The organism is Hansschlegelia zhihuaiae (genome assembly GCF_004103825.1).
In the GTDB taxonomy this organism is placed as follows: domain Bacteria; phylum Pseudomonadota; class Alphaproteobacteria; order Rhizobiales; family Methylopilaceae; genus Methylopila; species Methylopila zhihuaiae.
On record NZ_RYFI01000014.1, the window covers coordinates 77,374 to 99,092 of the forward strand.

At 68.6% G+C, this 21,719-nt stretch carries 20 protein-coding genes, 2 tRNA genes and 1 pseudogene; 15 read left to right on the forward strand and 8 right to left on the reverse strand.

The window, feature by feature from the left end:
- From EK403_RS23290 to EK403_RS14710, 4 genes and pseudogenes are all read left to right on the forward strand, one after another.
- Positions 1 to 236 (forward strand): annotated as a pseudogene (locus EK403_RS23290) (MFS transporter); the annotation flags it as partial.
- Between the two features lie 126 nt (positions 237 to 362).
- Complete coding sequence (locus tag EK403_RS14700; protein ID WP_128778226.1) at positions 363 to 1,748, forward strand: class II 3-deoxy-7-phosphoheptulonate synthase; 1,386 nt, start codon at positions 363 to 365, stop codon at positions 1,746 to 1,748.
- 123 nt (positions 1,749 to 1,871) lie between these two features.
- Entirely contained in the window at positions 1,872 to 3,125 is a 1,254-nt protein-coding gene (locus EK403_RS14705; RefSeq protein ID WP_128778227.1) for a GGDEF domain-containing protein, read from the forward strand.
- A gap of 73 nt (positions 3,126 to 3,198) precedes the next feature.
- Positions 3,199 to 4,533, forward strand: coding sequence for a glutamate--tRNA ligase (locus EK403_RS14710; protein WP_128778228.1), 1,335 nt, complete (start codon positions 3,199 to 3,201; stop codon positions 4,531 to 4,533).
- Between the two features lie 4 nt (positions 4,534 to 4,537).
- Here the strand turns inward: EK403_RS14710 and EK403_RS14715 are convergent, their stop codons facing one another.
- Entirely contained in the window at positions 4,538 to 5,758 is a 1,221-nt protein-coding gene (locus EK403_RS14715) for a TIGR03862 family flavoprotein (protein WP_280986680.1), read from the reverse strand.
- A gap of 203 nt (positions 5,759 to 5,961) precedes the next feature.
- Here EK403_RS14715 and EK403_RS14720 point away from each other — a divergent pair, with 203 nt between their 5' ends.
- Positions 5,962 to 8,109, forward strand: coding sequence for a putative bifunctional diguanylate cyclase/phosphodiesterase (locus EK403_RS14720; protein WP_128778229.1), 2,148 nt, complete (start codon positions 5,962 to 5,964; stop codon positions 8,107 to 8,109).
- Positions 8,106 to 10,691, forward strand: coding sequence for a hybrid sensor histidine kinase/response regulator (locus EK403_RS14725; RefSeq protein ID WP_128778230.1), 2,586 nt, complete (start codon positions 8,106 to 8,108; stop codon positions 10,689 to 10,691). Before EK403_RS14720 ends, EK403_RS14725 begins: the two co-directional genes overlap by 4 nt.
- Positions 10,692 to 10,781: 90 nt before the next feature.
- On the opposite strand, the gene EK403_RS14730 is transcribed toward EK403_RS14725, so the two are convergent.
- Positions 10,782 to 11,774 (reverse strand): crotonase/enoyl-CoA hydratase family protein, encoded by a 993-nt coding sequence (locus EK403_RS14730; RefSeq protein WP_128778231.1) that lies wholly within the window; start codon positions 11,772 to 11,774, stop codon positions 10,782 to 10,784.
- A 552-nt stretch (positions 11,775 to 12,326) separates the two neighbouring features.
- Between EK403_RS14730 and EK403_RS14735 the strand changes: the two genes are divergently transcribed.
- Positions 12,327 to 13,367 (forward strand): phytanoyl-CoA dioxygenase family protein, encoded by a 1,041-nt coding sequence (locus EK403_RS14735; RefSeq protein ID WP_128778232.1) that lies wholly within the window; start codon positions 12,327 to 12,329, stop codon positions 13,365 to 13,367.
- A gap of 268 nt (positions 13,368 to 13,635) precedes the next feature.
- On the opposite strand, the gene EK403_RS14740 is transcribed toward EK403_RS14735, so the two are convergent.
- Positions 13,636 to 14,055, reverse strand: coding sequence for a VOC family protein (locus EK403_RS14740; protein ID WP_128778233.1), 420 nt, complete (start codon positions 14,053 to 14,055; stop codon positions 13,636 to 13,638).
- A 37-nt stretch (positions 14,056 to 14,092) separates the two neighbouring features.
- Between EK403_RS14740 and EK403_RS14745 the strand changes: the two genes are divergently transcribed.
- From EK403_RS14745 to EK403_RS14755, 3 genes are all read left to right on the forward strand, one after another.
- A complete protein-coding gene (locus EK403_RS14745) occupies positions 14,093 to 14,854 on the forward strand; it encodes an SIR2 family NAD-dependent protein deacylase (protein ID WP_128778234.1) in 762 nt (253 codons plus the stop codon).
- A gap of 138 nt (positions 14,855 to 14,992) precedes the next feature.
- Positions 14,993 to 15,580 (forward strand): cold-shock protein, encoded by a 588-nt coding sequence (locus EK403_RS14750; RefSeq protein WP_128778235.1) that lies wholly within the window; start codon positions 14,993 to 14,995, stop codon positions 15,578 to 15,580.
- An 11-nt stretch (positions 15,581 to 15,591) separates the two neighbouring features.
- Positions 15,592 to 16,065 carry a DUF192 domain-containing protein gene (locus EK403_RS14755; protein WP_128778236.1) on the forward strand — a complete coding sequence of 158 codons (474 nt, stop codon included), beginning with the start codon at positions 15,592 to 15,594 and terminating at the stop codon, positions 16,063 to 16,065.
- 90 nt (positions 16,066 to 16,155) lie between these two features.
- Here EK403_RS14755 and EK403_RS14760 read toward each other — a convergent pair whose 3' ends face one another.
- Together EK403_RS14760 and EK403_RS14765 are read right to left on the reverse strand one after the other, a co-directional pair.
- Positions 16,156 to 16,389 (reverse strand): hypothetical protein, encoded by a 234-nt coding sequence (locus tag EK403_RS14760; RefSeq protein ID WP_128778237.1) that lies wholly within the window; start codon positions 16,387 to 16,389, stop codon positions 16,156 to 16,158.
- A 17-nt stretch (positions 16,390 to 16,406) separates the two neighbouring features.
- Positions 16,407 to 16,700 (reverse strand): BrnA antitoxin family protein, encoded by a 294-nt coding sequence (locus EK403_RS14765; RefSeq protein ID WP_128778238.1) that lies wholly within the window; start codon positions 16,698 to 16,700, stop codon positions 16,407 to 16,409.
- Positions 16,701 to 16,881: 181 nt separating this feature from the next.
- On the opposite strand from EK403_RS14765, the gene EK403_RS14770 reads away from it, so the two are divergent.
- From EK403_RS14770 to EK403_RS14790, 5 genes are all read left to right on the forward strand, one after another.
- A complete protein-coding gene (locus tag EK403_RS14770) occupies positions 16,882 to 17,673 on the forward strand; it encodes a calcium-binding protein (protein WP_128778239.1) in 792 nt (263 codons plus the stop codon).
- A 621-nt stretch (positions 17,674 to 18,294) separates the two neighbouring features.
- A complete protein-coding gene (locus tag EK403_RS23780) occupies positions 18,295 to 18,942 on the forward strand; it encodes a calcium-binding protein (RefSeq protein ID WP_428979615.1) in 648 nt (215 codons plus the stop codon).
- Between the two features lie 191 nt (positions 18,943 to 19,133).
- A tRNA-Pro gene (locus EK403_RS14780) sits at positions 19,134 to 19,210 on the forward strand.
- Between the two features lie 33 nt (positions 19,211 to 19,243).
- Positions 19,244 to 19,552, forward strand: coding sequence for an ETC complex I subunit (locus tag EK403_RS14785; protein WP_128778241.1), 309 nt, complete (start codon positions 19,244 to 19,246; stop codon positions 19,550 to 19,552).
- Positions 19,553 to 19,566: 14 nt separating this feature from the next.
- A tRNA-Arg gene (locus tag EK403_RS14790) sits at positions 19,567 to 19,643 on the forward strand.
- A gap of 64 nt (positions 19,644 to 19,707) precedes the next feature.
- Here EK403_RS14790 and EK403_RS14795 read toward each other — a convergent pair.
- From EK403_RS14795 to EK403_RS14805, 3 genes are read right to left on the reverse strand one after another with little or no spacing between them, the layout of a single operon-like run.
- Positions 19,708 to 21,015 (reverse strand): site-specific integrase, encoded by a 1,308-nt coding sequence (locus tag EK403_RS14795; protein WP_128778242.1) that lies wholly within the window; start codon positions 21,013 to 21,015, stop codon positions 19,708 to 19,710.
- Positions 21,005 to 21,295 (reverse strand): hypothetical protein, encoded by a 291-nt coding sequence (locus EK403_RS14800; protein ID WP_128778243.1) that lies wholly within the window; start codon positions 21,293 to 21,295, stop codon positions 21,005 to 21,007. Before EK403_RS14800 ends, EK403_RS14795 begins: the two co-directional genes overlap by 11 nt.
- A 1-nt stretch (position 21,296) precedes the next feature.
- Entirely contained in the window at positions 21,297 to 21,716 is a 420-nt protein-coding gene (locus EK403_RS14805; RefSeq protein WP_128778244.1) for a DUF7694 domain-containing protein, read from the reverse strand.
- Between the last annotated feature and the right edge of the window lie 3 nt (positions 21,717 to 21,719).

A 21,719-nucleotide genomic window follows, 5' to 3' on the forward strand; every position in this document is an offset into this window, starting at 1 on the left:
TCACTCGGTCGCTCGGCTCGGCCTTTGGCGTCGCGATCCTCGGCGCGATCGTGCTGGGCGCGGGGTTCGGCGCCGAGGCGGGACAGGCGCTCGCGGCCGTCTCGCTTGACGAGGCCAGCTTCCGCATCGCGTTCCTGGCCGCAGCCGCCTCCACGGCCGTCGCGCTCGCGCTTCTCTGGGCGATGCCCGAGCGTCCGCTCAGGGACTCGTTCGAGCCCGTCCCCGCCCGGGGCTGAAAGGTGGCGTCCCCGTGTTCCCGGTGCTAGAAGCCGGCTGAACGAGCGGCCATATGATGGCCGGGCGACGTATCGTCGTTTCCCGAAAGAAGGGCTCGCAAGCGACGGGTCTGGAGCTGGAAGGTCATGACGGAGCGTTGGAGCCCCTCGAGCTGGCGCAAGCTGCCGATCGAGCAGTCGCCGGTCTATCCCGATCCCGCGGCGCTCGCCGCGGCGGAGGCGCAGCTCGCGTCCTTCCCGCCCCTGGTCTTCGCCGGAGAGGCGCGGAAGCTCAGGCGGCAGCTCGCCAAGGTCGCCGAAGGCCAGGCCTTCCTGCTGCAGGGCGGCGACTGCGCCGAGAGCTTCGCCGAGCATTCGGCCGACAACATCCGCGACTTCTTCCGCGTCTTCCTGCAGATGGCGGTGGTCATGACCTATGCGGCCGCCTCGCCGGTGGTGAAGGTCGGCCGCATCGCGGGGCAGTTCGCGAAGCCGCGCTCGTCGCCGACCGAAATCGTCGACGGCGTCGAGCTGCCGATCTACCGCGGCGACATCATCAACGGCACCGACGCGACCCCGGAGTCGCGTATCCCCGACCCGCGCCGCCAGCTCGAGGCCTACCGCCAGTCGGCCGCGACCCTCAATCTGCTGCGCGCCTTCGCGTCCGGCGGCTACGCCAATCTCGACTTCGTGCATCAGTGGATGCTCGGCTTCGTCAAGGAGAGCCCGCAATCCGGCCGCTACCAGGAGGTCGCCGACCGGATCGCCGAGGCGCTCGACTTCATGCGCGCCTGCGGCGTCGACCCCGAGAATCATCCGGAGCTCAGGACCACCGATTTCTTCACGAGCCACGAGGCGCTGCTGCTCGGCTATGAGCAGGCGTTGACGCGCGTCGACTCCACCACCGGGGATTGGTACGCGACCTCCGGCCACATGATCTGGATCGGCGACCGCACCCGCCAGCTCGACCACGCCCATGTCGAATATTTCCGCGGCGTGAAGAACCCGGTCGGCCTGAAATGCGGGCCGTCGCTCAAGCCCGACGAGCTGATGAAGCTGATCGACGCGCTCGACCCGGACAACGAGCCGGGGCGGCTGACGCTGATCATGCGCTTCGGCGCCGACAAGGTCTTCGACCATCTGCCGGGCCTCGTGCGCGCCGTGAAGACCGGCGGCCGCAAGGTCGTGATCGCCTGCGACCCGATGCACGGCAACACGATCAAGTCGCCCTCGGGCTACAAGACGCGGCCGTTCGAGCGCATCCTGCAGGAGGTCGAGGCCTTCTTCGAGGTCTGCCGGACCGAGGGCGTTCACGCCGGCGGCGTGCATGTCGAGATGACGGGCAAGAACGTCACCGAATGCACCGGCGGCGCGCGCGCGATATCCGACGCCGACCTTCGCGACCGCTATCACACCCATTGCGACCCGCGGCTCAACGCCGAGCAGGCGATCGAGCTCGCTTTCCTGGTGGCCGAGGAGCTGAAGCGCGAACGCGCGGCGCGTGGCCCCCGGCAGGTGGCGGCGGCGGAGTAGAGCGACCACGGCGGAATAGGTCCGGCCGAAAGTCGCGCACCTCTCTTGCGTCGCGTTTACGGCTAAGTAGCGTATTTCGAGTGACAACCACGGGCGGTAGCAAAGTCTTACCGCCCGTGGTCGATGGCTGTTTTCGCCGCCCTTTGGAGCTCCGCCGATCCGGCGCCTGAGCGCGAGCTTCCTGATCGTGAGCTCGCCGACCAGATCGTCGCGCTCACGAAGGTGCGGACGCGCGAGCTCAGGCTGCCGCCCGAAATCCTGTCGCTCTATCTCCACGACACCTGGCGGAGCCGCAGGAAGATCAACCAGGGCTGGATGATCTGGGCGGCGGCCGTGAACGCGGCCTGCATCGTCTTCGACCCGTTCATCGCGCCGCCGGAGCTCGTGCCCTACGCGGTCGCGGCCCGTGCGTCGGTCTCGGTCGCGCTCGTGGCCGCCGCGTTCGCGATGAGCTTCGCATCGCGGCCCGGGATCGAGGGCAAGCTGACGATCGCGGTATGCGTCTTCGCCTATGCGATCGCGGGCCTGTCCTGCCTCACGGCTGGCCCGGAGCTCCTCGAGAGATACGTGATCCAGGCGATTTTCCTCGGGGGCACGGCCGTCATGGCCTCGCGCATCGCGTGGCGTGACACCGTCGCGCTGACCGCCGTGGCGCTTCTGATGCAGACCATCTTCCTCGCGCTGCCTCCCGCCTCCGTGCTTTCGACGGCCGAGAAGCTCCAGGCCATCGTGTTCTTCGACATCGGGCTGATCGGGCTGGCGCTCGCCAAGGGCATCACGGAGCAGTTGCACTACCGCGTCTTCGTGCTCGGGATGAGCGACCGGCTCCAGCTCCGGGCGATCGCCGAGATCAACGGGCGGCTTCACGCGACCGCCCGCACCGACCCGCTGACGGGCGTCGCGAACCGCCGTCATTTCGAGGAGGCGCTGGAGGAGCTGCGGCGCCTCGGCGGGCCAGTCGGCCTGGTGATGTTCGACATCGACCACTTCAAGCTGCTGAACGACGCGCTCGGCCATCGCGCCGGCGACCGCTGCCTCACCGCGGTGGCGGGCCTGCTGAAATCCGGTTTGCGCGAGGGGCTCGACCTGCTCGCCCGCATCGGCGGCGAGGAGTTCGTGGCCCTGCTGCCCGGCGTGTCGAGCGCCGAGGCGCTGCAGGTCGCGGAGCGCATCCGCGCCGCGGTCGAAGCCCGCGCGCTGCCGAATCCGGGCGGCATCGACGGGGTCGTGACCGTGAGCGCCGGCGTTTCCGCGCTCGACGCCGATCGGCTCGACCGACTGCTCGGCCGCGCGGACGCCGCGCTCTACGAGGCGAAATCGGCGGGCCGCAATCAGGTCCGCCTCGCCCGGAGCGCGCCGGGCCGACGCGCGGCCTGAGGCAGAGCCTCAGCTCGATTGCCGGCCGCGCCGCGTCACGCTAGACGAGCGCCATGCTTCCGGACGGCCCGACATGACAGTCCTGCGTTTCGCGCCGTCGCCGACCGGCTTCCTGCATCTCGGCAACGCCCGCACGCTGCTGCTGAACGCCATCATCGCGCGAAAGACCGGCGGTCGCTTCGTGCTGCGGATCGACGACACCGACGCGGAACGGGTCGAGGAACGCTTCGTCGAGGCGATCCGTCAGGACGTCGCCTGGCTTGGATTGACGCCTGACTTCGAGGTGAGGCAGTCCGAGCGGCTTGCGCTCTACGAGGCGGCGTTGGAGCGGCTCGGCGAGCGCGTCTATCCGGCCTATGAAACCGAGGAGGAGCTCGATCGGGCGCGCCGTCTCGCGCGCGCCTCGGGCCGCCCACCGGTCTATGACCGTGCGGCGCTCAGGCTGACGCCCGAGAAGAGCGCGCTCTACGAGGCGGAGGGACGGCGGCCGCACTGGCGCTTCCGGCTGACCGGCGGGCGGGTCGGGTGGTCGGACGGCGTCAGGGGCCAGCAGGAGATCGACCTGTCGAGCCTCTCGGATCCCGTCATCCGCCGAGAGGACGGCGCCTTTCTCTACGTCTTCACCAGCGTCGTCGACGACGTCGACCTCGGGGTCACCGACATCGTCCGCGGGGAAGACCATGTCGCGAACTCGGCCGTCCAGCTCGACATGTTCGCGGCGCTGGGCGCCGAGCCGCCCGCGCTCGCGCACCACAATCTGCTGACCACGGCCGACGGCGCTGGGCTGTCGAAGCGTCAGGGAAGCCTGTCGCTCCGGACCTTCCGCGAAGAGGGGATCGAGCCGCTCGCGGTTGCGGCCTATGCGACGCTGGTGGGCTCTTCCGAGGCGGTCCACCCCGTGCAGAGCCTGGACGAGCTCGCCGGTCTCGTGGAGCTGAAAAAGCTGTCGCGCGCGCCGGCGCGGGTCGATCGGGAGGAGCTTGCGGCGTTGTCGACGAAGGTGACGCACGGCCTTCCCTATGAGGCTGTGGCGGAGCGCCTGGCGGCGCTCGACGTCGGGGGCGGGGAGGCGTTCTGGGCGACCGTCAGGGGGAACCTGAGGGTCGTTCGGGAGGCCGCCGACTGGTGGCGGATCGCGACGGGCGACATCGCCGTTCCGCGGCTGTCCGGCGAAGACGCCGCCCTGATCCGGCAGGCCGCCGACCTGCTTCCGCCGGCCCCGTGGGACGACGCGACGTGGCGCGCCTGGACGACGGCCGTGTCGGCCGTGACGGGCGCCAAGGGACGGGCGCTGTTCGCGCCGCTCCGCCTTGCCCTGACGGGGCAGTCCGGCGGCCCGGAGCTCGCGCGGCTGCTGCCCTTCATCGGACGTGAGCGGGCGCTGGAACGGCTGAAGGACGTCCGGTGACCGCTCAGGCGGCCGCGCGCGCCGCGAGCCACCGGGCGGCGGCGTCGCCCGCCGCGCGGCCGGTGGCGAAACAGGCCTGCAGCAGGTAGCCGCCCGTCGGGGCCTCCCAGTCGAGCATTTCGCCCGCGAGGAACACGCCGGGCCTCCGGCGCAGCATGAAGCCCTCGTCGAGCTCGGCGAACTCCACCCCGCCCGCCGTGGATATGGCGCGCTCGACAGGCTTTGGAGCGGTGAGCCGCAGCGGCAGGGCTTTGATGCGCCGGCTAATCTCCACCGGCCCTGGGGGGTGGGTGCCAGCCTCTCTCAGCAGCGCGACGGCGACGGGCGGAAGGCTGGCGGTCTTGGAGAGATGGGTCGAGAACGAACGCTTTCCGCGCGGGCGCGACAGGCGCTCGGCGAGCGCGTCGATGTCGAGGTCCGGCCTGAGGTCGAGCGAAGCGACCGCCTCGCCGTCGCGCTCGATCGCGTCGCGCAAGGCGGCCGCGAGTGCGTAGATCAGTCCGCCCTCGATCCCGTCGGCCGTGACGACGGCCTCGCCCCGCACGGTCTCGCCTTCGAAGGAGAGCGCCGCGCGCTTGAGCGGGGCCCCGGCGAAGCGTTGCGCGAAAACCGAAGACCAGCGGGTGAAGAAGCCGCAATTGGCCGGCTTGAGCGGCTTCACCGAGACCCCTGCCTCCGCGAGCGGCGAGACCCAGCCGCCGTCGCCGCCGAGCCGCGGCCAGCTGGCGCCGCCGAGCGCCAGGACCACGACGTCCGCGCCCACGGCTTCCGGACCGGAGGGCGTCTCGAACAGAAGGCGGCCATCATCGGTGAACCCTGTCCAGCGCCGCCGCGTCTCGATTCGGACGCCGAGCCCTCCGAGCCGGGCGAGCCATGCCCGGAGCAAGGGCGAGGCCTTCAGGCTTTTCGGAAAGATGCGTCCGCTCGATCCAACGAAAGTCTCGACCCCGAGCCCCGCGCACCAGTCGCGCAGCGCCTCGGCGGGAAAGGCGCCGATCGGCGCGGCGAGCCGTCCGGCGGCCTCGCCATAGCGCGCGAGCAGCCGGTCGGTCGGCTCGGAATGGGTGAGGTTGAGGCCGCCGCGGCCCGCGAGCAGGAACTTCCGCCCAACGCTCGGCATGCGCTCGAAGGCGCGGACCGAGACGCCCGCCTCGGCGAGACGCTCGGCCGCCATCAGGCCCGCCGGCCCGCACCCGATCACCACGGCGCGCGAGCGGTCAGACACGCGTCGAGGTCCGGGGCGAGGTCAGAAACCAATGAATTTCTTGCGAGATGTTCATCCGTAGGAAAACCAAGATTCGCGTTTCCTTAAGCTGCGCTTGCTACAGGGGAGGGACCAAGGATCGGCCAACCGCGCCCGGTTCAACCTGACCGCGATCACCGGGTGGGACGGCGGCGCCTGCGACTGAGCAAGGTTCGACGAGGAACATGGCGCTCATCTGCATCCTCGACGACCGCGTCACGAACCGGAACATCTTCGCGAAACTCGCCGCGACGATCGAACCGGACGTCACCGTCCGCACCTTCGCCAATCCGGTCGAAGCGCTGGCCTGGATGACGGACAACACGCCGGATCTGGTCGTCACCGACTACAAGATGCCGGATCTCGACGGCGCCGAATTCACCCGCCGCTTCCGGCTGCTTCCCGGCTGCGCGGACGTGCCGGTCGTCGTGCTCACCGTCTATGAGGAGCGCTCCTTCCGCCTGAGCGCGCTCGAGGCCGGCGCGACCGACTTCCTGCAGTCGCCTGTCGACCATCACGAATTCCTGACGCGCGCCCGCAATCTGCTGAAGATGCGGCGCCAGCAGCTCGTCATAGCGAGCCGCGCCGTCAAGCTCGAGGACGAGCTCCGGACCAGCGAGCGCTCGCGCGCGCAGGCGCTCCGGGACTCAACCGAGCGGCTCGCCCAGGTGATCGACACCGTGCCGGCGCTGATCAGCGCGGCGGATCGGCAGGGACGCTGCATCTTCGTCAACGCCCATCAGGCCGCGATCAAGGGCGTGGGGCCCGCCGACCTGCTCGGCCGCACCGCCATCGACCTGTTCGGACCGGAGCGCGGGAGCCGCAGCGTCGCGCTCGACAAGCTGATCTGCGAGAGCGGAGCCGCCCTGCCGAGTTTCGAGGAGGAGATCGTCGGAGACGACGGCGAGCGCCGCCACGTGCTGACGACCAAGGCGCCGCTGCGCGACGCGACCGGCGAGATCGTCGCGGTGCTCACCACCTCGCTCGACATCACGGACCGCAAGCGCGCGGAACGCCATTTGCGCCACCTCGCGCATCATGACGCGCTGACCGACCTGCCGAACCGCTCCTTGCTGCACGAGCGCGTCCGGCAAGCGATCGCCCAGGCGCGCCGCACCGACCGCAAGTTCGCCCTGCATTTGTTCGACCTCGACCGCTTCAAGGGCATCAACGACGTCCTCGGCCACCATTTCGGCGATCGCCTGCTGCGGGCCGTGGCCGACCGGCTCCGCGCCACCGTCCGCGAATCCGACACCGTGGCGCGGCTCGGCGGCGATGAGTTCGCGATCCTGCAGGACAACGTCACGAGCGTCGAAGACACACGCGACCTCGCCCGGCGCATCCGCGAGTCGCTCGCCGCTCCGTTCCGCTTCGACGGCGAGGAGGTGTCGACCTCGGCCTCGATCGGCATCGCGGTCTTTCCCGACAACGGCTTCGACGTCGACGAACTGCTCAAGAACGCCGACCTCGCGATGTATCGCGCCAAGGCGGACGGCCGCGACGGCTTCAAGGCCTTCGCCGCCGACATGGACACCACGGCGCGCGCCATCACCGTGCTTGAGAGCGACCTGCGCCGGGCGCTGGCGCGCGGCGAATTCGAGCTTCACTTCCAGCCGCAGGTCGCGCTGGGCACGGGACGCATCGTCGGCGCCGAGACGCTGATCCGGTGGCGGCGCGAGAACGGCGACATCATCGCGCCGGGCGAGTTCCTGCCGCGGGCCGAGGAGAACGGCCTCATCGTCCCGATCAACAACTGGGTGCTGCGCGAGGCCTGCGCTCAGGCGGCCGCCTGGACCCGGCAGGGGCTCCCGCCCTTGCGCATCGCCGTCAATCTGTCGGGCGTCCAGTTCCGCAAGGTGGACATCGAGAATCTCGTGGCGGAGGCGCTCGAGCAGTCCGGCCTCGAACCCGGCCGGCTCGAGCTCGAGCTCACCGAGACGATCCTGCTGCAGGACACCGGCACTGTCGTGAAGCAGCTCGAGGCGCTGCGCGCCAAGGGCGTGACCTTCTCGATCGACGACTTCGGGACCGGCTATTCGTCGCTCGCCTATGTGAAGCACTTCCCCGTCGACCGGCTGAAGATCGACCGGAGCTTCATCGGCAACCTCAAGAGCGACGCCAACGACGCCGCGATCGTGCGCGCCATCGTCAATCTCGGGCACAGCCTCGACCTCGAGGTCATCGCCGAAGGCGTCGAGACGGCCGCGCAGGTCGCGCATCTCAGGGCGGAGGGCTGCGACGAGGTCCAGGGCTTCTACTTCGGCCGCCCCATGCCGTCCGACATGTTCGTCGACCTTGTGCGTCGCGAGACGCTCCTGATGAGGACTGCGTGAGCGCGGTCGAGACCGCGGCTGACAAGGGCACACGCAGCCGGTGGCGGTTGCGGCCGATCGCTTTCGTGCGCGCGCGCCTCAAAAACAGGCCGGACGGCGAGCATGAGATGATTCTGAACAGGCTCGCGATCTGCAGCCTGTTGATCCCCTACCTCCTGATCTCCGGCCTCTTCGACCCGGCCGGCCACGGCGCGCCTTTCGTCGTGGCGGTCATCTTCACCCTCTTCGCTGTCGGCTTCTTCGCCCACGTCCTCTGGCGTCCGGGCCTCTGCGTGACCCGCCGGGTGATGCAGATGGTCACGGACATCACGGCGCTGTCCTTCGGGCTTCATTACGGCGGCGAGATCACGTCGATCCTTTATCCGGCCTATCTCTGGATCATCTTCGGCAACGGGTTCCGGTTCGGCGTTCCGGCGCTGTTCACGGCGGCGGCGCTCTCGCTCGCCGGCTTCGGGCTGGTCATCCCGACGACCGACTACTGGGCGGAGAACGCCCGCCTGTCCTACGGCCTGCTACTCGGCCTGCTGGTGCTTCCCGCCTACGCCGCGACACTGATCAAGAAGCTCGAGCGCGCCCGCCTCGCGGCCGAGGAGGCGAACCGCGCCAAGAGCCTGTTCCTGGCGAGCGTGAGCCACGAACTTCGGACGCCGCTCAACGCCGTCATCGGCATGACGGACCTCCTCGAGTCGACCGACCTCGACGCCGAGCAGCGCGACATGGCCCGGACCGCCGGCGCGTCCGGTCGTTCGCTCCTCGAACTGATCGACGCGCTGCTCAATTTCAGCCGACTCGAAGCCGGCAAGATGCCGGTCCAGATCACCGACTTCGATCTTCATGACCTGCTTGCGTCGTCCCGCGGCATGCTGGCCGCGCAGGCGCGCGGCAAACACCTCAGGCTCGGCCTGCACGTCACCCCCCGCACGCCCTATCGGCTGCGCGGCGAGGCGCGGCACATCCGCGACGTGCTCGTCAATCTGATCGGGAACGCGGTGAAGTTCACCGAGACCGGAGGCGTGGTCGCGAGCGTCGACCTCGTGGGCGGGACGCCGACGCGTCCGCGGCTTCGTTTCGAGGTCGCGGACACCGGCATCGGAATCGCGACCGAGGCCCGCGTCCGGATCTTCGAGAGCTTCACGCAGGCCGACGAGACCATCATCAACAGCCATGGCGGCACCGGGCTTGGGCTCGCCATCTGCAAGCAACTGGTCGAGCTGAACGGCGGCCGGATCGGCGTCGACAGCGAGCCGGGCGTGGGCAGCACGTTCTGGTTCGAGCTCGATCTGGAGCTCGCCTCCGAAGGCTTCGTGGCGGTCGAACCGGCGCCGCCGCTGATGGTGGCGCTCGCGGCCTCCGAAGAGCGCGCATTTGCGCTTGCGGCCGAGCTCGCCGCGATCGGCAGCGCGGCGGAAGCCGCCGTCGATCTCCGCTCCGCCCTGCGGCTGCTCCGCTCCGATATGGCCGGCGGCCGGCGCGTCGTGGTGATCGACGCCACAGGTTCCGCTGCGGACGGCGAGGCGATGGCGGGCGCGGTGCGCGCGGTCGACGAAGACCACAGCATCGAGATCGCCTTGATCGACCCCGCGCTCGGCGCCGGTCTTCCGGACAGCGACGTCAGGCTGCTCTGCGCCTCGAGCGCCGCCGCGCCGGACCGCGCGACCCTGGGAGCGATGGTGCGGATCGCGAGCGTCGGCGCCGTCGGCCGGACCGCGGCGCCCGTCCGGGCGGCGGCCGACGCGCCGTCGAGACGCCTCTCGATCCTGGTCGCGGAGGACAACCGCACCAATCAGAAAGTCATTACGAAGGTGCTGGAGCGCGCCGGCCATGAGGTGCAGATCGCCGAAAACGGCGAATTCGCTCTCGACGCACTGACCGAGCGCGCCTTCGACCTGGTGCTGATGGACGTCAACATGCCGGTGCTCGACGGCGTCGAATGCACCAAGCTCTACCGGTTCGCGTCGATCGGAAAGCCGCGCACACCGATCGTGGCGCTGACCGCCGACGCCACCTCGGACGCCCGCGAACGCTGCCTCGAGGCGGGCATGGACGCCTGCCTCACCAAGCCGATCGAGCCCGAGAAACTGCTGTCGATGATCGAGGAGATCTGTCGCGGCGCAGCCGGCGTCGCGGTCGCGGAGGCCGAGCGGGCGGCCGTCGAGAGCGGCAAGGTCGACGACGAGATCGTCGCCAACATCGCCCGGCACCCGGGCTATCGTCCGGCCAAGCGGGCGGTGGTCGACCGCAACACGCTGGCGGAGCTCGAACAGCTCGGCGGCTCTGATTTCGTCGCCGAACTCGTCGAGGAGTTCATCGGGGACGCCGCCGCGGTCCTGCGCTCTCTGCACGAAGCCGTCGAGTCCCGGCAGCCGAGCGTGTTCCGGGAGCAGGCCCACGCGCTGAGAAGCGGCGCCGCCAATATCGGCGCGCGCGGCATGTACGAGATCTGTCTGTCCTACCGCAACGCCGACGCCCACGACCTCGCGGCTCACGGCGCCGAGCATCTGCGCCGGCTGGAGAGCGAGTTCGAACGGGTTCGCAAGACCCTGCGACGGCGGTTTCCGGACCGGCGCATCGCCAAGCGCTGACGTCGGAAGTCTGCTTCCTCGAAACGTTCTGAGGCGCCCGGGCGCGAACGCCCGGACGCCTCAGCTCACGCCCGGCAGGGCTCGGAGAGGTCAGACCGCGGACAGCACGGCGTTGGCGATCAGGCGCTTGTCCTGGGCGACGGTGAGGCGCTCCATCTTCCGAAGGTCGGCCTCGTCGAGGCTGAGCGCGGCGTCGACCCAGATCTCGGTCACGTCGCGCAACTCCTCATAGGGCAGGGGGGCGACGCGCCGTCCGGCGCGGAACAGGGCCGAAAGGCCGTTGTGGCGCCGCAGGTTCCGGGCGAGCAGCCGATGCGTCTCGGCGACGCCCTCGCCGGGCTCCGCCAGCACCTGGACGAGCCCGAGCGCGTGAAGCTCCTCGGCCGTGTAGAGCTTCCCGCTCGCGATCATGCGCTCGGCCTGCAGTCCGCCGAGCCGGCGGGCCAGCATGCTGTAGGCCCCCATGCCCGGGAACAGGTTGAACAGGATCTCGGGCAGGCCGAACTTTGCGCCGCGTTCGGCGACGATGACGTCGCAGGAGAGCGCCGCCTCGAAGCCGCCGCCGAGCGCGTCTCCCTGCACGAGGGCGACGGTGATCACCGGCAGATCGAACGCGACCGCGTTCTCATGGAGCACGTCGATGCAGGCTTTGGCGTAGGCCAGCAGGCCGTCGCGGTCTCGGGAACGGATCCAGCCCGCGAACAAATCGAGGTCGCCGCCGAGATTGTAGATGCCGGGCAGCCGCGACGCGAACACGGCCTGCTTGATCGGGGCGGCGGCGCCGGCGGGCGTTGCGTCGAAGGCGCGCCTTATCGTGCGTTGATGCGCCGACAGGTCGCGAAGCAGGCCGGGCGTGAAGCTCGGCGCGCCGACCGGCGACATCCAGCACCAGGAGGTCTCCTGGGCGGCGTCGAGCTCGATCTCGATCTCTTCGTAGCGCGGAGCCGAGATCATCTCGACGGGGGACAGCGAGTGGTCAGTCTCTGCGGCCCTCGGCGCCGCGAGAGCGGTCCGGAATTTCTCGCGGGCCGCTTCCAACTGCCTGAAGGGTCGGAACTCCGGCACACTCATCGTCATCGCCATTTCGACGCTCCGCTCGACGTCACGTTGATGCGATCCCGATCCCCGCCAGCAGATTAATGTTTTGTTTACCTCTTTCAACTGGCCATGACGGCAAGCAACTGCGTTCAGGCGACGTTAACTTTAATTTCAAACTTGGCCATCGGCAGATAATCGCCAAATAGTTTTGTCCCAATGCGGGAACATTGGCCAGAAAATCAGAAGACTAGAGAATTTAATTTTCGATCGTCTTATCATTGAGGTAGGGCGTCGGTGGACGCCGGTCCGAACGAGACAAAAATGATGATTTGCAGTGCGGATTTCATGCGATCACTACGCCACAATATTGCCCAACAAGGCGGCGGATCGCCAACCTGCCGTCGACGCGGCGGGCCTACACCAGCGACGGCTAGAGGGTTCTTGAAAGGGACGCCGTTCCTATCATGCGGCGTTTTGTCGCGAAATGCGGTCGGCCCCTCAGGGTTTCCGCCGTAGGCCCGCCCACGCGACAAGCCGGACCGAAGGCGGTAGGAATGCGCCGAGGCGCCCTTGGCGCCGCGACGAGGAGCCGACACGATGGCGAACGCCTTGCGCTGGCTGATGGCGCCGATCTGGGCCGCGCAGATCTTCACCGGCGCGAAGTCCTTCTGCGACAACCGGATCCTTGGGAGCGCGCGGCTCAATGAGCGCGGGCTCCATGTCTGGCGCGTGAAGCTGGCCAACCGCCTGGCGGAGGCGCGCCGCGCGAAGCTCGGGAAGCGTCTGTCGGCCGCGGACCGCGAGGCCTTCGCGCGCGACGGCTTCATCCTGAAGCGTGATTTCCTGCCCGAGGCCCAGTTCCGGGCGCTGGTCGCGGAGATCGAGCGGACGCAGGTTCCGGCGCGCGAGATGAAGCAGGGCGACGCCGTCACGCGCCGCATCTCGCTCGACCCTGAGAATCTGAAGAAGCTCCCGGCCTGCGCGGCCGCCGTCGGCGATCCGGCGTTCCAGCATCTGACGCGCTATGTCTCGACCTATGACGCCGAGCCGATCGTCTACATCCAGACGATCTTCGCGCAGGTCGACAAGTCGGCGACCGACCCGCAGACCTCGGTCCACGCCGACACCTTCCATCCGACCATGAAGGCCTGGCTCTTCCTGCACGACGTCGAGGAGGATCTCGGTCCCTTCGTCTATGTGCCGGGCTCGCACCGGCCGACCAAGCGGCGGCTCGCCTGGGAGCGGCGGATGAGCGTCAACGCCTCCAGGCTCGACCGGCTGTCCTCGCGCGGCTCGTTCCGCGTCGGCCCGCGCGACCTCAAACGCATGGGCCTGCCGCAGCCGCAGAAATTCGCGGTGCCGGCCAACACGCTGGTGGTCGCCGACACCTCCGGCTTCCACGCCCGCGGCGCGAGCGCGCGGCCCTCGACGCGCGTCGAGATCTGGGCCTACGCCCGGCGGAACCCGTTCCTGCCCTTCGTCGGGCTCGACCCCTGGTCGCTGTCGCCGCTCAAGGGCCGTCAGGCGCCGATCTTCTGGCGGCTGCTCGACGGGCTGGAGAAGGCCGGGCTCGGCAAGAGCGCCTGGCGCGACGCCGGCGTGGTCACGGCCGCGTCGCCGCCGGCCGCCAGGGGCTGAGCCGCAGAGAGGCGGTTTACTCAGCCGTCTGAAATTCGATTCTCACCGCGCCCGTCGCGTCATCGCTGCGCAGCTGCGGCCGTTTCAACCCGCCGAGCAGCCCTTCGGCGGAAAAGACGATGCACAGTCTCGTTTCGGACAGCCATCGAGGCGAGGCGACCGCCGCACTGCGCCATCCGCGAGCGCGAACGACGCGCAGGGCGCGACGAAGACATGGTTCGTCGCGAGCTTTCTCAAGAGCAACGAACGACGTGAACAGGTCGCCCGTTCACCACTTGCCCGTATTCCCCATCGACTTCCACGGCTCGGCCGGCTCCTTGGCGCCGCCTTTCTGCAGGAGCTCGATCGAGATGTTGTCGGGCGAGCGGACGAAAGCCATGCGGCCGTCGCGGGGAGGGCGATTGATGGTCACGCCCTGGCTCATGAGCCGGTCGCACAGCGCGTAGATGTCGTCGACCTCATAGGCGAGATGGCCAAAATTGCGGCCCTCGCCATAGGTCTCCGGGTCCCAGTTGTGGGTCAGCTCGATCTGCGCGTCCGGCTGGCCGGGCGGCGCGAGGAAGATCAGCGTGAAGCGGCCCTGCTCGTTGTCCATGCGCCGGACCTCTTCCAGCCCGAGCTTGTCGCAATAGAAATCGAGCGAGGCGTCGACGTCGCTGACGCGGACCATGGTGTGCAGATATTTCATCTCACGTCTCCGGCTGGCGTGGTCGCGGAGGGAAGCTATGGAGCAGGACGACGATCGCAAGATCGCGGCGTTCAGAGCGCTGCTCGGTGACGCGCGCTCTGCGGTGGCGTTCAGCGGGGCCGGCATCTCGACAGGCTCGGGCATTCCAGACTTCCGCAGCCCCGGCGGGCTCTGGACCGAGAACCGGCCGATCGACTTCGACGCTTTCGTGTCATCGCCCGACATGCGCCGCGAGGCGTGGCGGCGGAAGTTCACGATAGACGACGCGACGCGCGGCGCGCGGCCGAACGCGGCTCATCTCGCCGTGGCGCGTCTCGTCGAGCAGGGCAGGGTGGCGGCCGTCGTCACGCAGAACATCGACGGGCTGCACGCGGCCTCGGGCGTGCCGGCCGACCGCCTGATCGAACTCCATGGCAACGGGACCTACGCCACATGTCTCGATTGCGGCCTGCGCCACCAGCTCGACGACATCCGTCTCGCCTTTGAGGCGACGGGCGATCCGCCGGCCTGCCGGGGCTGCAACGGCATGGTGAAGTCCGCCACCATCTCGTTCGGGCAGGCCATGCCGGTCGAGGCGATGGAGCGCGCCTATGCGGCCGCAGAGGAGGCGGATCTCTTTCTCGTGCTCGGCTCTTCGCTCGTGGTCTATCCGGCGGCGACCTTGCCGGTCGCGGCCAAGCGGGCCGGGGCTCAGCTCGTCATCGCCAACCGCGAGCCGACCGATCTCGACACTTATGCCGACCTCGTCCTGCGCGGCGACCTCGTCGAATTGCTTCGTCCCTATGCGGGACTGGCTTAACGCGGCTTTCGCCTTAATTCTCTGCCGCATGCCTTGATAGGGCCATTTTTCGCTTCCCCCCGACGGCTCGGATGCTATCGTCCCCGACGATCGAGTCGAGCGTCGGCTCTCCGTCGGTTCTGTGTTCGGGCGGTTCGTATGAGTGATGAGCGGGCGAAGGGCGCGGTTCCCGATACGAATCGGGGCGGCGCGGCGGGGACGGAGCCGGTCGAGCTCTACGAGGTCTCCGGTTCGATCAAGTGGTTCGACGTCGCTAAGGGCTACGGCTTCATCGTCCCCGACAATGGCGGCCCGGACGTGCTGCTTCACGTCACCTGCATGCGCCGCGACGGCTTCCAGACAGCGGCCGAAGGCGCGCGGATCGTCTGCGAGGCGCAGATGCGGCCCAAGGGCGCGCAGGCCTTCCGGGTGATCTCGCTCGACGAGAGCGCCGCGCGCCATCCCGGCGAATTGCCGCCTCCCCGCACCCATGTCACCGTCACGCCGACCAGCAAGCTCGAGCTCGTCGAGGTGAAGTGGTTCAACCGGCTGCGCGGCTTCGGCTTCCTCACGCGCAATGACGGCTCCCCCGACATCTTCGTCCACATGGAGACGCTGCGGCGCTTCGGCATCATGGAGCTGAGGCCCGGCCAGAAGGTCTACGCCCGCTTCGGCCCCGGCCCGAAGGGCCTGATGGCCGCGGAGGTCCGACCCGAAGGGCAGGGCGGCGCCCCGTCCTCGCACTGAGCCGCTCGTCGATGCGCGGTTCCGCCCGAACGACGCCGCCGCTGCGATACGCGGCCGCCGCCTTCGTGCTCGCCATTTCGGTCGCAGCCTCGGCCTTCGCGGCCGCGATGCTCGAGAAGCTCACTTTCGAGACGGCGGACGGCCCCCGCGTCTTCCAGATCGAGGTCGCGCTGACGCCCGAGCAGCGGCAGACCGGACTGATGTACCGCCGGACGCTTCCCGAGGATCACGGGATGCTGTTCGATTTCGGGAGTCCGCAGGAAATCACCATGTGGATGCAGAACACCTATGTGTCGCTCGACATGGTGTTTGTCTCCGAGGACGGGCGGGTGACCCGGATCGCCGAACGCACCGAGCCGCTGTCCACTCGCATCATCTCGTCCGGCGCGCCGGCACGCTATGTCGTCGAAGTGCTTGGAGGCACCGCTAAGCGCATCGGTCTGAAACCGGGCGACCGAGTGGTCCATCCGCGCGTCGGCGCGTAAAGCTCCTCGACACGAATCTCCAGAGCGGCCGCTCCGCGGCCGCGTTCTCTCGACGGGTCGCGGCTTCGCGCGGCGGCTCGGATCAGGCGTTCAGATCTGTTTGACGCCGCCGGGCGGCACGCCGAGGCGCTCGAGATCCTCGGCGGAAAGCGGCTGCAGCGGCGCGCTCGGCACCGAGGCGCCGTAGGGGATCGCCTTGCGGGCGGCGGCGCGGTCCGGGATCGCGGCCGCCCATGTGCCGCCCCGCGCGCGGTCCGCACCCTTGAGATTGGCGAGCGGCAGAGTGAGCCGCCAGCCGGCGGGCGTGATCGTCTCGTTCGACATCGACTTCGTCCTTTCGCTCAACCAGCGCCGTCGTCATTCTCGCCGGTCAGTTCTTCGACGGGGATCGAGCCATGGCCGGACGCCGCGGCGAGACGGCCGCTCACCGCTTCTCGAAGCGTCGCGTTGATGCGGTCCTGCCAGCCAGGGCCGTCCTCCTGGAAGATCTCGAGCACGTCCTGGTCGATGCGTAGCGTCACCTGTTCGCGCGCGCCGGGAAGCGCGGTCGCGCGCGGGGCGGGCGAGGGCGCGGCCGGGCGCTTCGCGAAAGCGGCCTCGGCGGCGGCGCGGGGATCCGACGGGCGTCTCGACATGGATGGTTCTCCTCTTTCCTGCACGACCCGCCCGGTGACAGGTTAACCAGCGCTAAACAAATAGGTATTTCTACTCATTAAATTGTCCACGCCATCGCTGCTAGCGTTTTCCTTCGCCACGCCGCGTTCGTCTGCGGCGCCGCGTGGCCCTTTTGGCGTTCCCGCAGCCCGAGCGTAGATCATGGCGAGCCTTGAGACAGACGTCGCGTTTTCACTTGACCTGCTTCTCTTCCAGGTGTTCGGCGAGAGCGCCTTTTTCTACAATGACGGCGCGCCCAAGAATGAGGGCGCCTTCTATGTCGCCGGCGAACGTCAGAACGGGGGCCTCGTCACGCCTTTGATCTCGGCTTTCGGTGAGGACTTCGCCTATGAGGGCGGCGGTCCCAATGGCGACGTCGCCGTCGGCGGCGAGATCGCGAACCTGCAGTTCGGCGCCTTCGTCGGACCTCAATATGAGTTCGGCTTCGAGGTGACGGGCCTCGAGCTTTCGGCTGCCGAATTCGCCGACGTCGTGATCTCCGAGACGCTGAAGGACGATAAGGCGCTCATCGCGAAGGTCTTCTCGGGGGACGATGAGTTCACCGGCAGCAGCAAGCGCGACGTGCTCGACGGGCTGGCGGGCAAGGACACGCTCGAGGGCGGCGGCGGCAACGACGTTTTCCGGCTCTCGCAGAAGGCCGGCGGCGCCAACGCCGACGAGATTCTCGACTTCAAGGTCGGCAAGGACGTCATCGAGCTGTCGAAGGTCGCCTTCGCCAAGGTCAAGTTCGACGGCAAGGGCGACCTCGCCAAGGGCTCCTTCGTGGTCGGCGAGGAGGCGGGCGATCTGAACGACCGCATCATCTATGACGACGAGACTGGCGACCTGTTCTACGACAAGAATGGCAGCGAGCGCGGCGGCCAGAAGCTGATCGCGACGCTCGACGACCATCTCGACCTGACGCGCGCCGACTTTGATCTGTTCATCCCCTGAGGAGGGCGCTCGCGGCCAGCGCGGCGCCGCCCGTTCTTTCAGGGCGGCCCCACGCCACGCGGGCGATACTGACTGGGGATGCTCGGCGAAAGTGAGAATAGTCGATCGATCACTTCAGTTCATAAGTATTCCTACCTAATGGCTTGCCCGATCGGGCGCTGATACCACCAAGGGGGTTACGAGCGAGGACCGAGGGCTGCGCGTAGCGCGTCCGTCCGTCGCCAAGCCATGGTGAACAAAATGGCGAAACTCACGGCAAACATAGCGATTGATCCGGACGATCTCGATTTCGAGCAGTTCGACGAGGGCACGTTTTCGAACAATGACGCCACGCAGGACGTCACGTTCCAGATTCAAGGCGACGCTGGCGGCATACCGATCACCGTCACGGTGACGGGCGAGGGTTTCGAATATCAGAACATCCCCGGGGTCGGCGAAGTGCCGACGACCGGATTCATCGACTCGATCAGCGTTGGCACCTTTCTCGGCACGGCATTCTCGCTGACCGACATCAGTCGCGACGCCGACGACGCGGGAGGGGCGTTCAAGCTTTCCGTCGAACAGGTTCTCGCCGTCGCCTCGACCGACCGGACGACCGACGACCTCGCGCTCATCCGCAAGATCTTCGCCGGCGACGACGAGCTGCGCGGCAGCGGCGGCGGCGACGTGCTTGCGGGCTTCGGCGGCTCCGACCTGCTGATCGGCGGCGCGGACGGCGACGTCCTGAACGGCGGCGCGGGCAACGACACCGCGTCCTACGCCAACGCCGACGGTCCGGTCACCGTCAACCTCGCCAACCCGCTCGCGAACGCCGGCCACGCGCAGGGCGACACGCTGATCGACATCGAGAACATTTTCGGCGGCAAGAAGGGCGACACCTTCGTGGGCGCCGGCGACGACGACCGCTTCAATGGCGGCCTCGGCAAGGACACGATGGATGGCGGCGGCGGCGAGGACATCTTCGAGTTCACCGGCAAGCTGACGAAGAAGAACGTCGACACGATCAACAACTTCGACAGCGGCGACGACACGCTGTTCCTCTCGAAGACGATCTTCAAGGACGTCAACGAGGATTCGGTCGGCATCGGCAAGAAGACCTTCGCGCTCGGCACGGCGGCGACCGACGCGGACGATCGCATCATCTACGACGAAAACAGCGGCAAGCTGTGGTACGACCGCGATGGTTCGGGAGGCGATTTCGCCAAGAAGCTGGTCGCGATCGTGCATTCCGACGACGGTCTGGTCCGCGGCGACTTCGAGCTGTTCTGACCCGCGGAGCTTGCGGCGACGCTCAGGATGACCGGCCCGCTCGATCGTCGAGCGGGCCATTCTTTTCTCTCTGGCGCGGCGCGTCGACGGTCGATCGCGCCGCGGCTCCGCCGCTTTCTCGGTGGGAGGGGCGCGCCGGCCATTGTCGGCGGCGCGGGAACCGGGCATAAGGCGCTGAACGCTGGCGGCTTCGGGGCGTAGCTCAGCCTGGTAGAGCGCCTGCTTTGGGAGCAGGGGGTCGCATGTTCGAATCATGTCGCCCCGACCAGCGTCGCCCTTGTCCGCCATACGAGGCCTCTGGATGACGACGGCGCGGATCTACAAGCCCTCCCGCAACGCGATGCAGTCCGGCGTCGCGAAGACGAAGCGCTGGGTGCTGGAGTACGACCAGGCCGAGGCCCGTCGCGTCGAGCCGCTGATGGGCTGGACCTCGTCGGGCGACATGCGCCAGCAGGTCAGGCTGTTCTTCGCGACCAAGGAGGACGCGGTGGCTTACGCGACCCGCGAGGGCCTCGCCTTCAGGGTCGAAGAGCCCAAGGCCAAGACCACGCGGACCATGGCCTATTCGGACAATTTCCGCGCAAGTCTGCCTGAGCCTTGGACCCACTAGGCTCCGGCCCGTTCGGCCCCGTAGCTCAGTTGGATAGAGCGTCAGCCTTCTAAGCTGAATGTCGCTGGTTCGAATCCAGCCGGGGTCGCCAAGGTCTTCTAAGGCTTCCCGTCGTCAGACGTTGCACGCGTTACACGCGCGTTGCACGCGGGCGTTCAGGACCCGTTCTTGGCGTTGGCCTCCCGCATGGCGGCCCGTAGCCGCGCGACCTTGCGGGCGGCCTCGAGCTGGTCGCGGTCGTAGACGCGGGCCGTGAAGTTCGGGTCTGAATGCGCCGCCTGCTTGGCGAGATCCGCGAAGTCGGCGCCGGCGAGCCGTCCTTCCGTGATGCCGCCCGACCTGCTGTCGCGGTTCCACACCGCGCGCGGCACGCCGGCGGCGTCCGCGACCTTGCGCCAGAGCTTGCCGAAGGCGTGCTCGACATAAGGTCTGCCGGTCCGCTCGTCGACGATCAGCGGCCCCATGCGCCGCTCGGCCGGCACGCGATCGATCTCGGCCTGCGCGAGCGGACAGAGCCCGAGGTCGATCTCGACGCCGCGCCCGCGCTTCGTGGTCTCGAAGCGGATGACGCCGTCCTCCCCGATGTGACGCCAGCAGAGCCCATCCTCCCAGACGCGGCCGTTCTGCAGGAGCCGGCCGTTCGGCTCCTCGCTGCGGTCGAGCGGACGCCAGAGGCCGACGACGTTCGACTGGCGGAACATGCCGTCGAACTGCAGCGCCTGGGCGAAGGCGATCGAATGCGCGCCGAGCTCATGCGCCTTGGCGATGATCGCGACCGCCTGGTCGTAGGTCGGCCGGTCCTTGCGGACGCGCGGGGTCTGGAACCGCATCTTCGACAGCACGAGGTCGAGCCGCTCGCAATGCGGCGCGTCGATCGAAACGCCATAGGCGACGACGACGCGCAGCATCTTCATCAGTCCATGGGCGGATCGCACCCGCGGCGGGCCGAAGACCGGAGGGATGTCCGGCTCCTCGCCGGGTTTCGGGGGCAGCGGTTTCGGCGCGAGCGCCGCGGCGTGCCAGCGGTGGATGTCGGCGCGCTTGACGCTTTCGAGCCGCCGCGCGCCCATGCCCTTCACCAGGCGACCGCAATCGTGGTCGTAGAGCCTACGCGTGTTCCACTTCACGGCCCGGTAGGGGCTCTCCTCGTCGGTCTGGTAGCGCCGCACGAGTCCCGCAAGCGTGCCGTCGAAGGGCGCGGGGTTCTGCTGCGCGTCGCGCCAGCGCAACGCGTCGGTCTGCAGCCGCTGCGCCTCATGGGCGATGGCGGCGCGTCCGACATCGGTCGCGTCGTCGCCGGCGACGGGGCAGAGCGCCGGCAGGTAGCCCGCCGCGACGTCGCGCTTCGGCGCGCGCCAGTAATAGCGCCGGGAGCCGTCCGCATTGGCGCGGCTGGTCAGTCCCGGCGCCGAGACGGGGGGCGGTCTTCGGTCTTGATCGTTTCGGTCTTGCTCAGAGGGCATCGAGGTTCTCCTCGCCGTCGATCATTGACGGCGAGGTCAGGCTAGCGAGGCCGTAGCGGCGATGCCAGAAGGCGACGACGGCCGGCCAGTAGCGGCGGCCGATCAGCGCGTCGCGCGGCGGGAAACCGTTCTTTTCGAGCGCGCCCACGATGCTGCGGAACTTGTCGGCACCGATCGACAGCCGCCTCGCGATCTCGGCGTCGCAGGGAAACAGGCCCTGGCGCTCGAGTGTGGCGCGGGCAGGGTCGACGGTCGGTAGAGCGCGCAGCGCGGCGGCCATATCAGCCCTCGCTCCGCTTGTTCGAAAGGCCGAAGGGCAACGGCGCCGTCAGGACCCAGAGGTGAAACATGTCGGCGCCGTCGATGATCTCGTCGCGCGGCGGATAAATCTCGATCGCCGTTGCGGCTTCGCCCGCAAGCTCGTCCTTGATGCGCTGCGCCTCCCACCAGCTGGGCCGGACGCCGGACAGCGACGAGATCCCGAAATGGCGGACGCCGCTCGTCAGCTGGCGCTCGAGCACCGCGAAGGCGCCGTTGCGATGCGCCTTCCGGAATTCGGCCGCAAAGCCGTGGCCGGCCGCGCCGTAGGGAATCTCGGTGGAGACCCATGGCCCCCAGTCTCCCGAGCGCCGGACCCGCGCCTCGGCGTCGAGCAGCTGGCGGCGCTTCTGGCGTGGCAGGAGCGCGAGGATGGCGGCCATCGC

Bases quoted from the DNA above. Each gene is read 5' to 3' on its own strand.
- EK403_RS14700 (WP_128778226.1), top strand. From the start codon at position 363: ATGACGGAGCGTTGGAGCCCCTCGAGCTGGCGCAAGCTGCCGATCGAG.
- EK403_RS14705 (WP_128778227.1), top strand. From the start codon at position 1,872: ATGGCTGTTTTCGCCGCCCTTTGGAGCTCCGCCGATCCGGCGCCTGAG.
- EK403_RS14710 (WP_128778228.1), top strand. From the start codon at position 3,199: ATGACAGTCCTGCGTTTCGCGCCGTCGCCGACCGGCTTCCTGCATCTC.
- EK403_RS14720 (WP_128778229.1), top strand. From the start codon at position 5,962: ATGGCGCTCATCTGCATCCTCGACGACCGCGTCACGAACCGGAACATC.
- EK403_RS14730 (WP_128778231.1), bottom strand. From the start codon at position 11,774: ATGGCGATGACGATGAGTGTGCCGGAGTTCCGACCCTTCAGGCAGTTG.
- EK403_RS14735 (WP_128778232.1), top strand. From the start codon at position 12,327: ATGGCGAACGCCTTGCGCTGGCTGATGGCGCCGATCTGGGCCGCGCAG.
- EK403_RS14740 (WP_128778233.1), bottom strand. From the start codon at position 14,055: ATGAAATATCTGCACACCATGGTCCGCGTCAGCGACGTCGACGCCTCG.
- EK403_RS14745 (WP_128778234.1), top strand. From the start codon at position 14,093: ATGGAGCAGGACGACGATCGCAAGATCGCGGCGTTCAGAGCGCTGCTC.
- EK403_RS14750 (WP_128778235.1), top strand. From the start codon at position 14,993: ATGAGTGATGAGCGGGCGAAGGGCGCGGTTCCCGATACGAATCGGGGC.
- EK403_RS14755 (WP_128778236.1), top strand. From the start codon at position 15,592: ATGCGCGGTTCCGCCCGAACGACGCCGCCGCTGCGATACGCGGCCGCC.
- EK403_RS14760 (WP_128778237.1), bottom strand. From the start codon at position 16,389: ATGTCGAACGAGACGATCACGCCCGCCGGCTGGCGGCTCACTCTGCCG.
- EK403_RS14765 (WP_128778238.1), bottom strand. From the start codon at position 16,700: ATGTCGAGACGCCCGTCGGATCCCCGCGCCGCCGCCGAGGCCGCTTTC.
- EK403_RS14770 (WP_128778239.1), top strand. From the start codon at position 16,882: ATGGCGAGCCTTGAGACAGACGTCGCGTTTTCACTTGACCTGCTTCTC.
- EK403_RS14785 (WP_128778241.1), top strand. From the start codon at position 19,244: ATGACGACGGCGCGGATCTACAAGCCCTCCCGCAACGCGATGCAGTCC.
- EK403_RS14795 (WP_128778242.1), bottom strand. From the start codon at position 21,015: ATGCCCTCTGAGCAAGACCGAAACGATCAAGACCGAAGACCGCCCCCC.
- EK403_RS14800 (WP_128778243.1), bottom strand. From the start codon at position 21,295: ATGGCCGCCGCGCTGCGCGCTCTACCGACCGTCGACCCTGCCCGCGCC.
- EK403_RS14805 (WP_128778244.1), bottom strand. From the start codon at position 21,716: ATGGCCGCCATCCTCGCGCTCCTGCCACGCCAGAAGCGCCGCCAGCTG.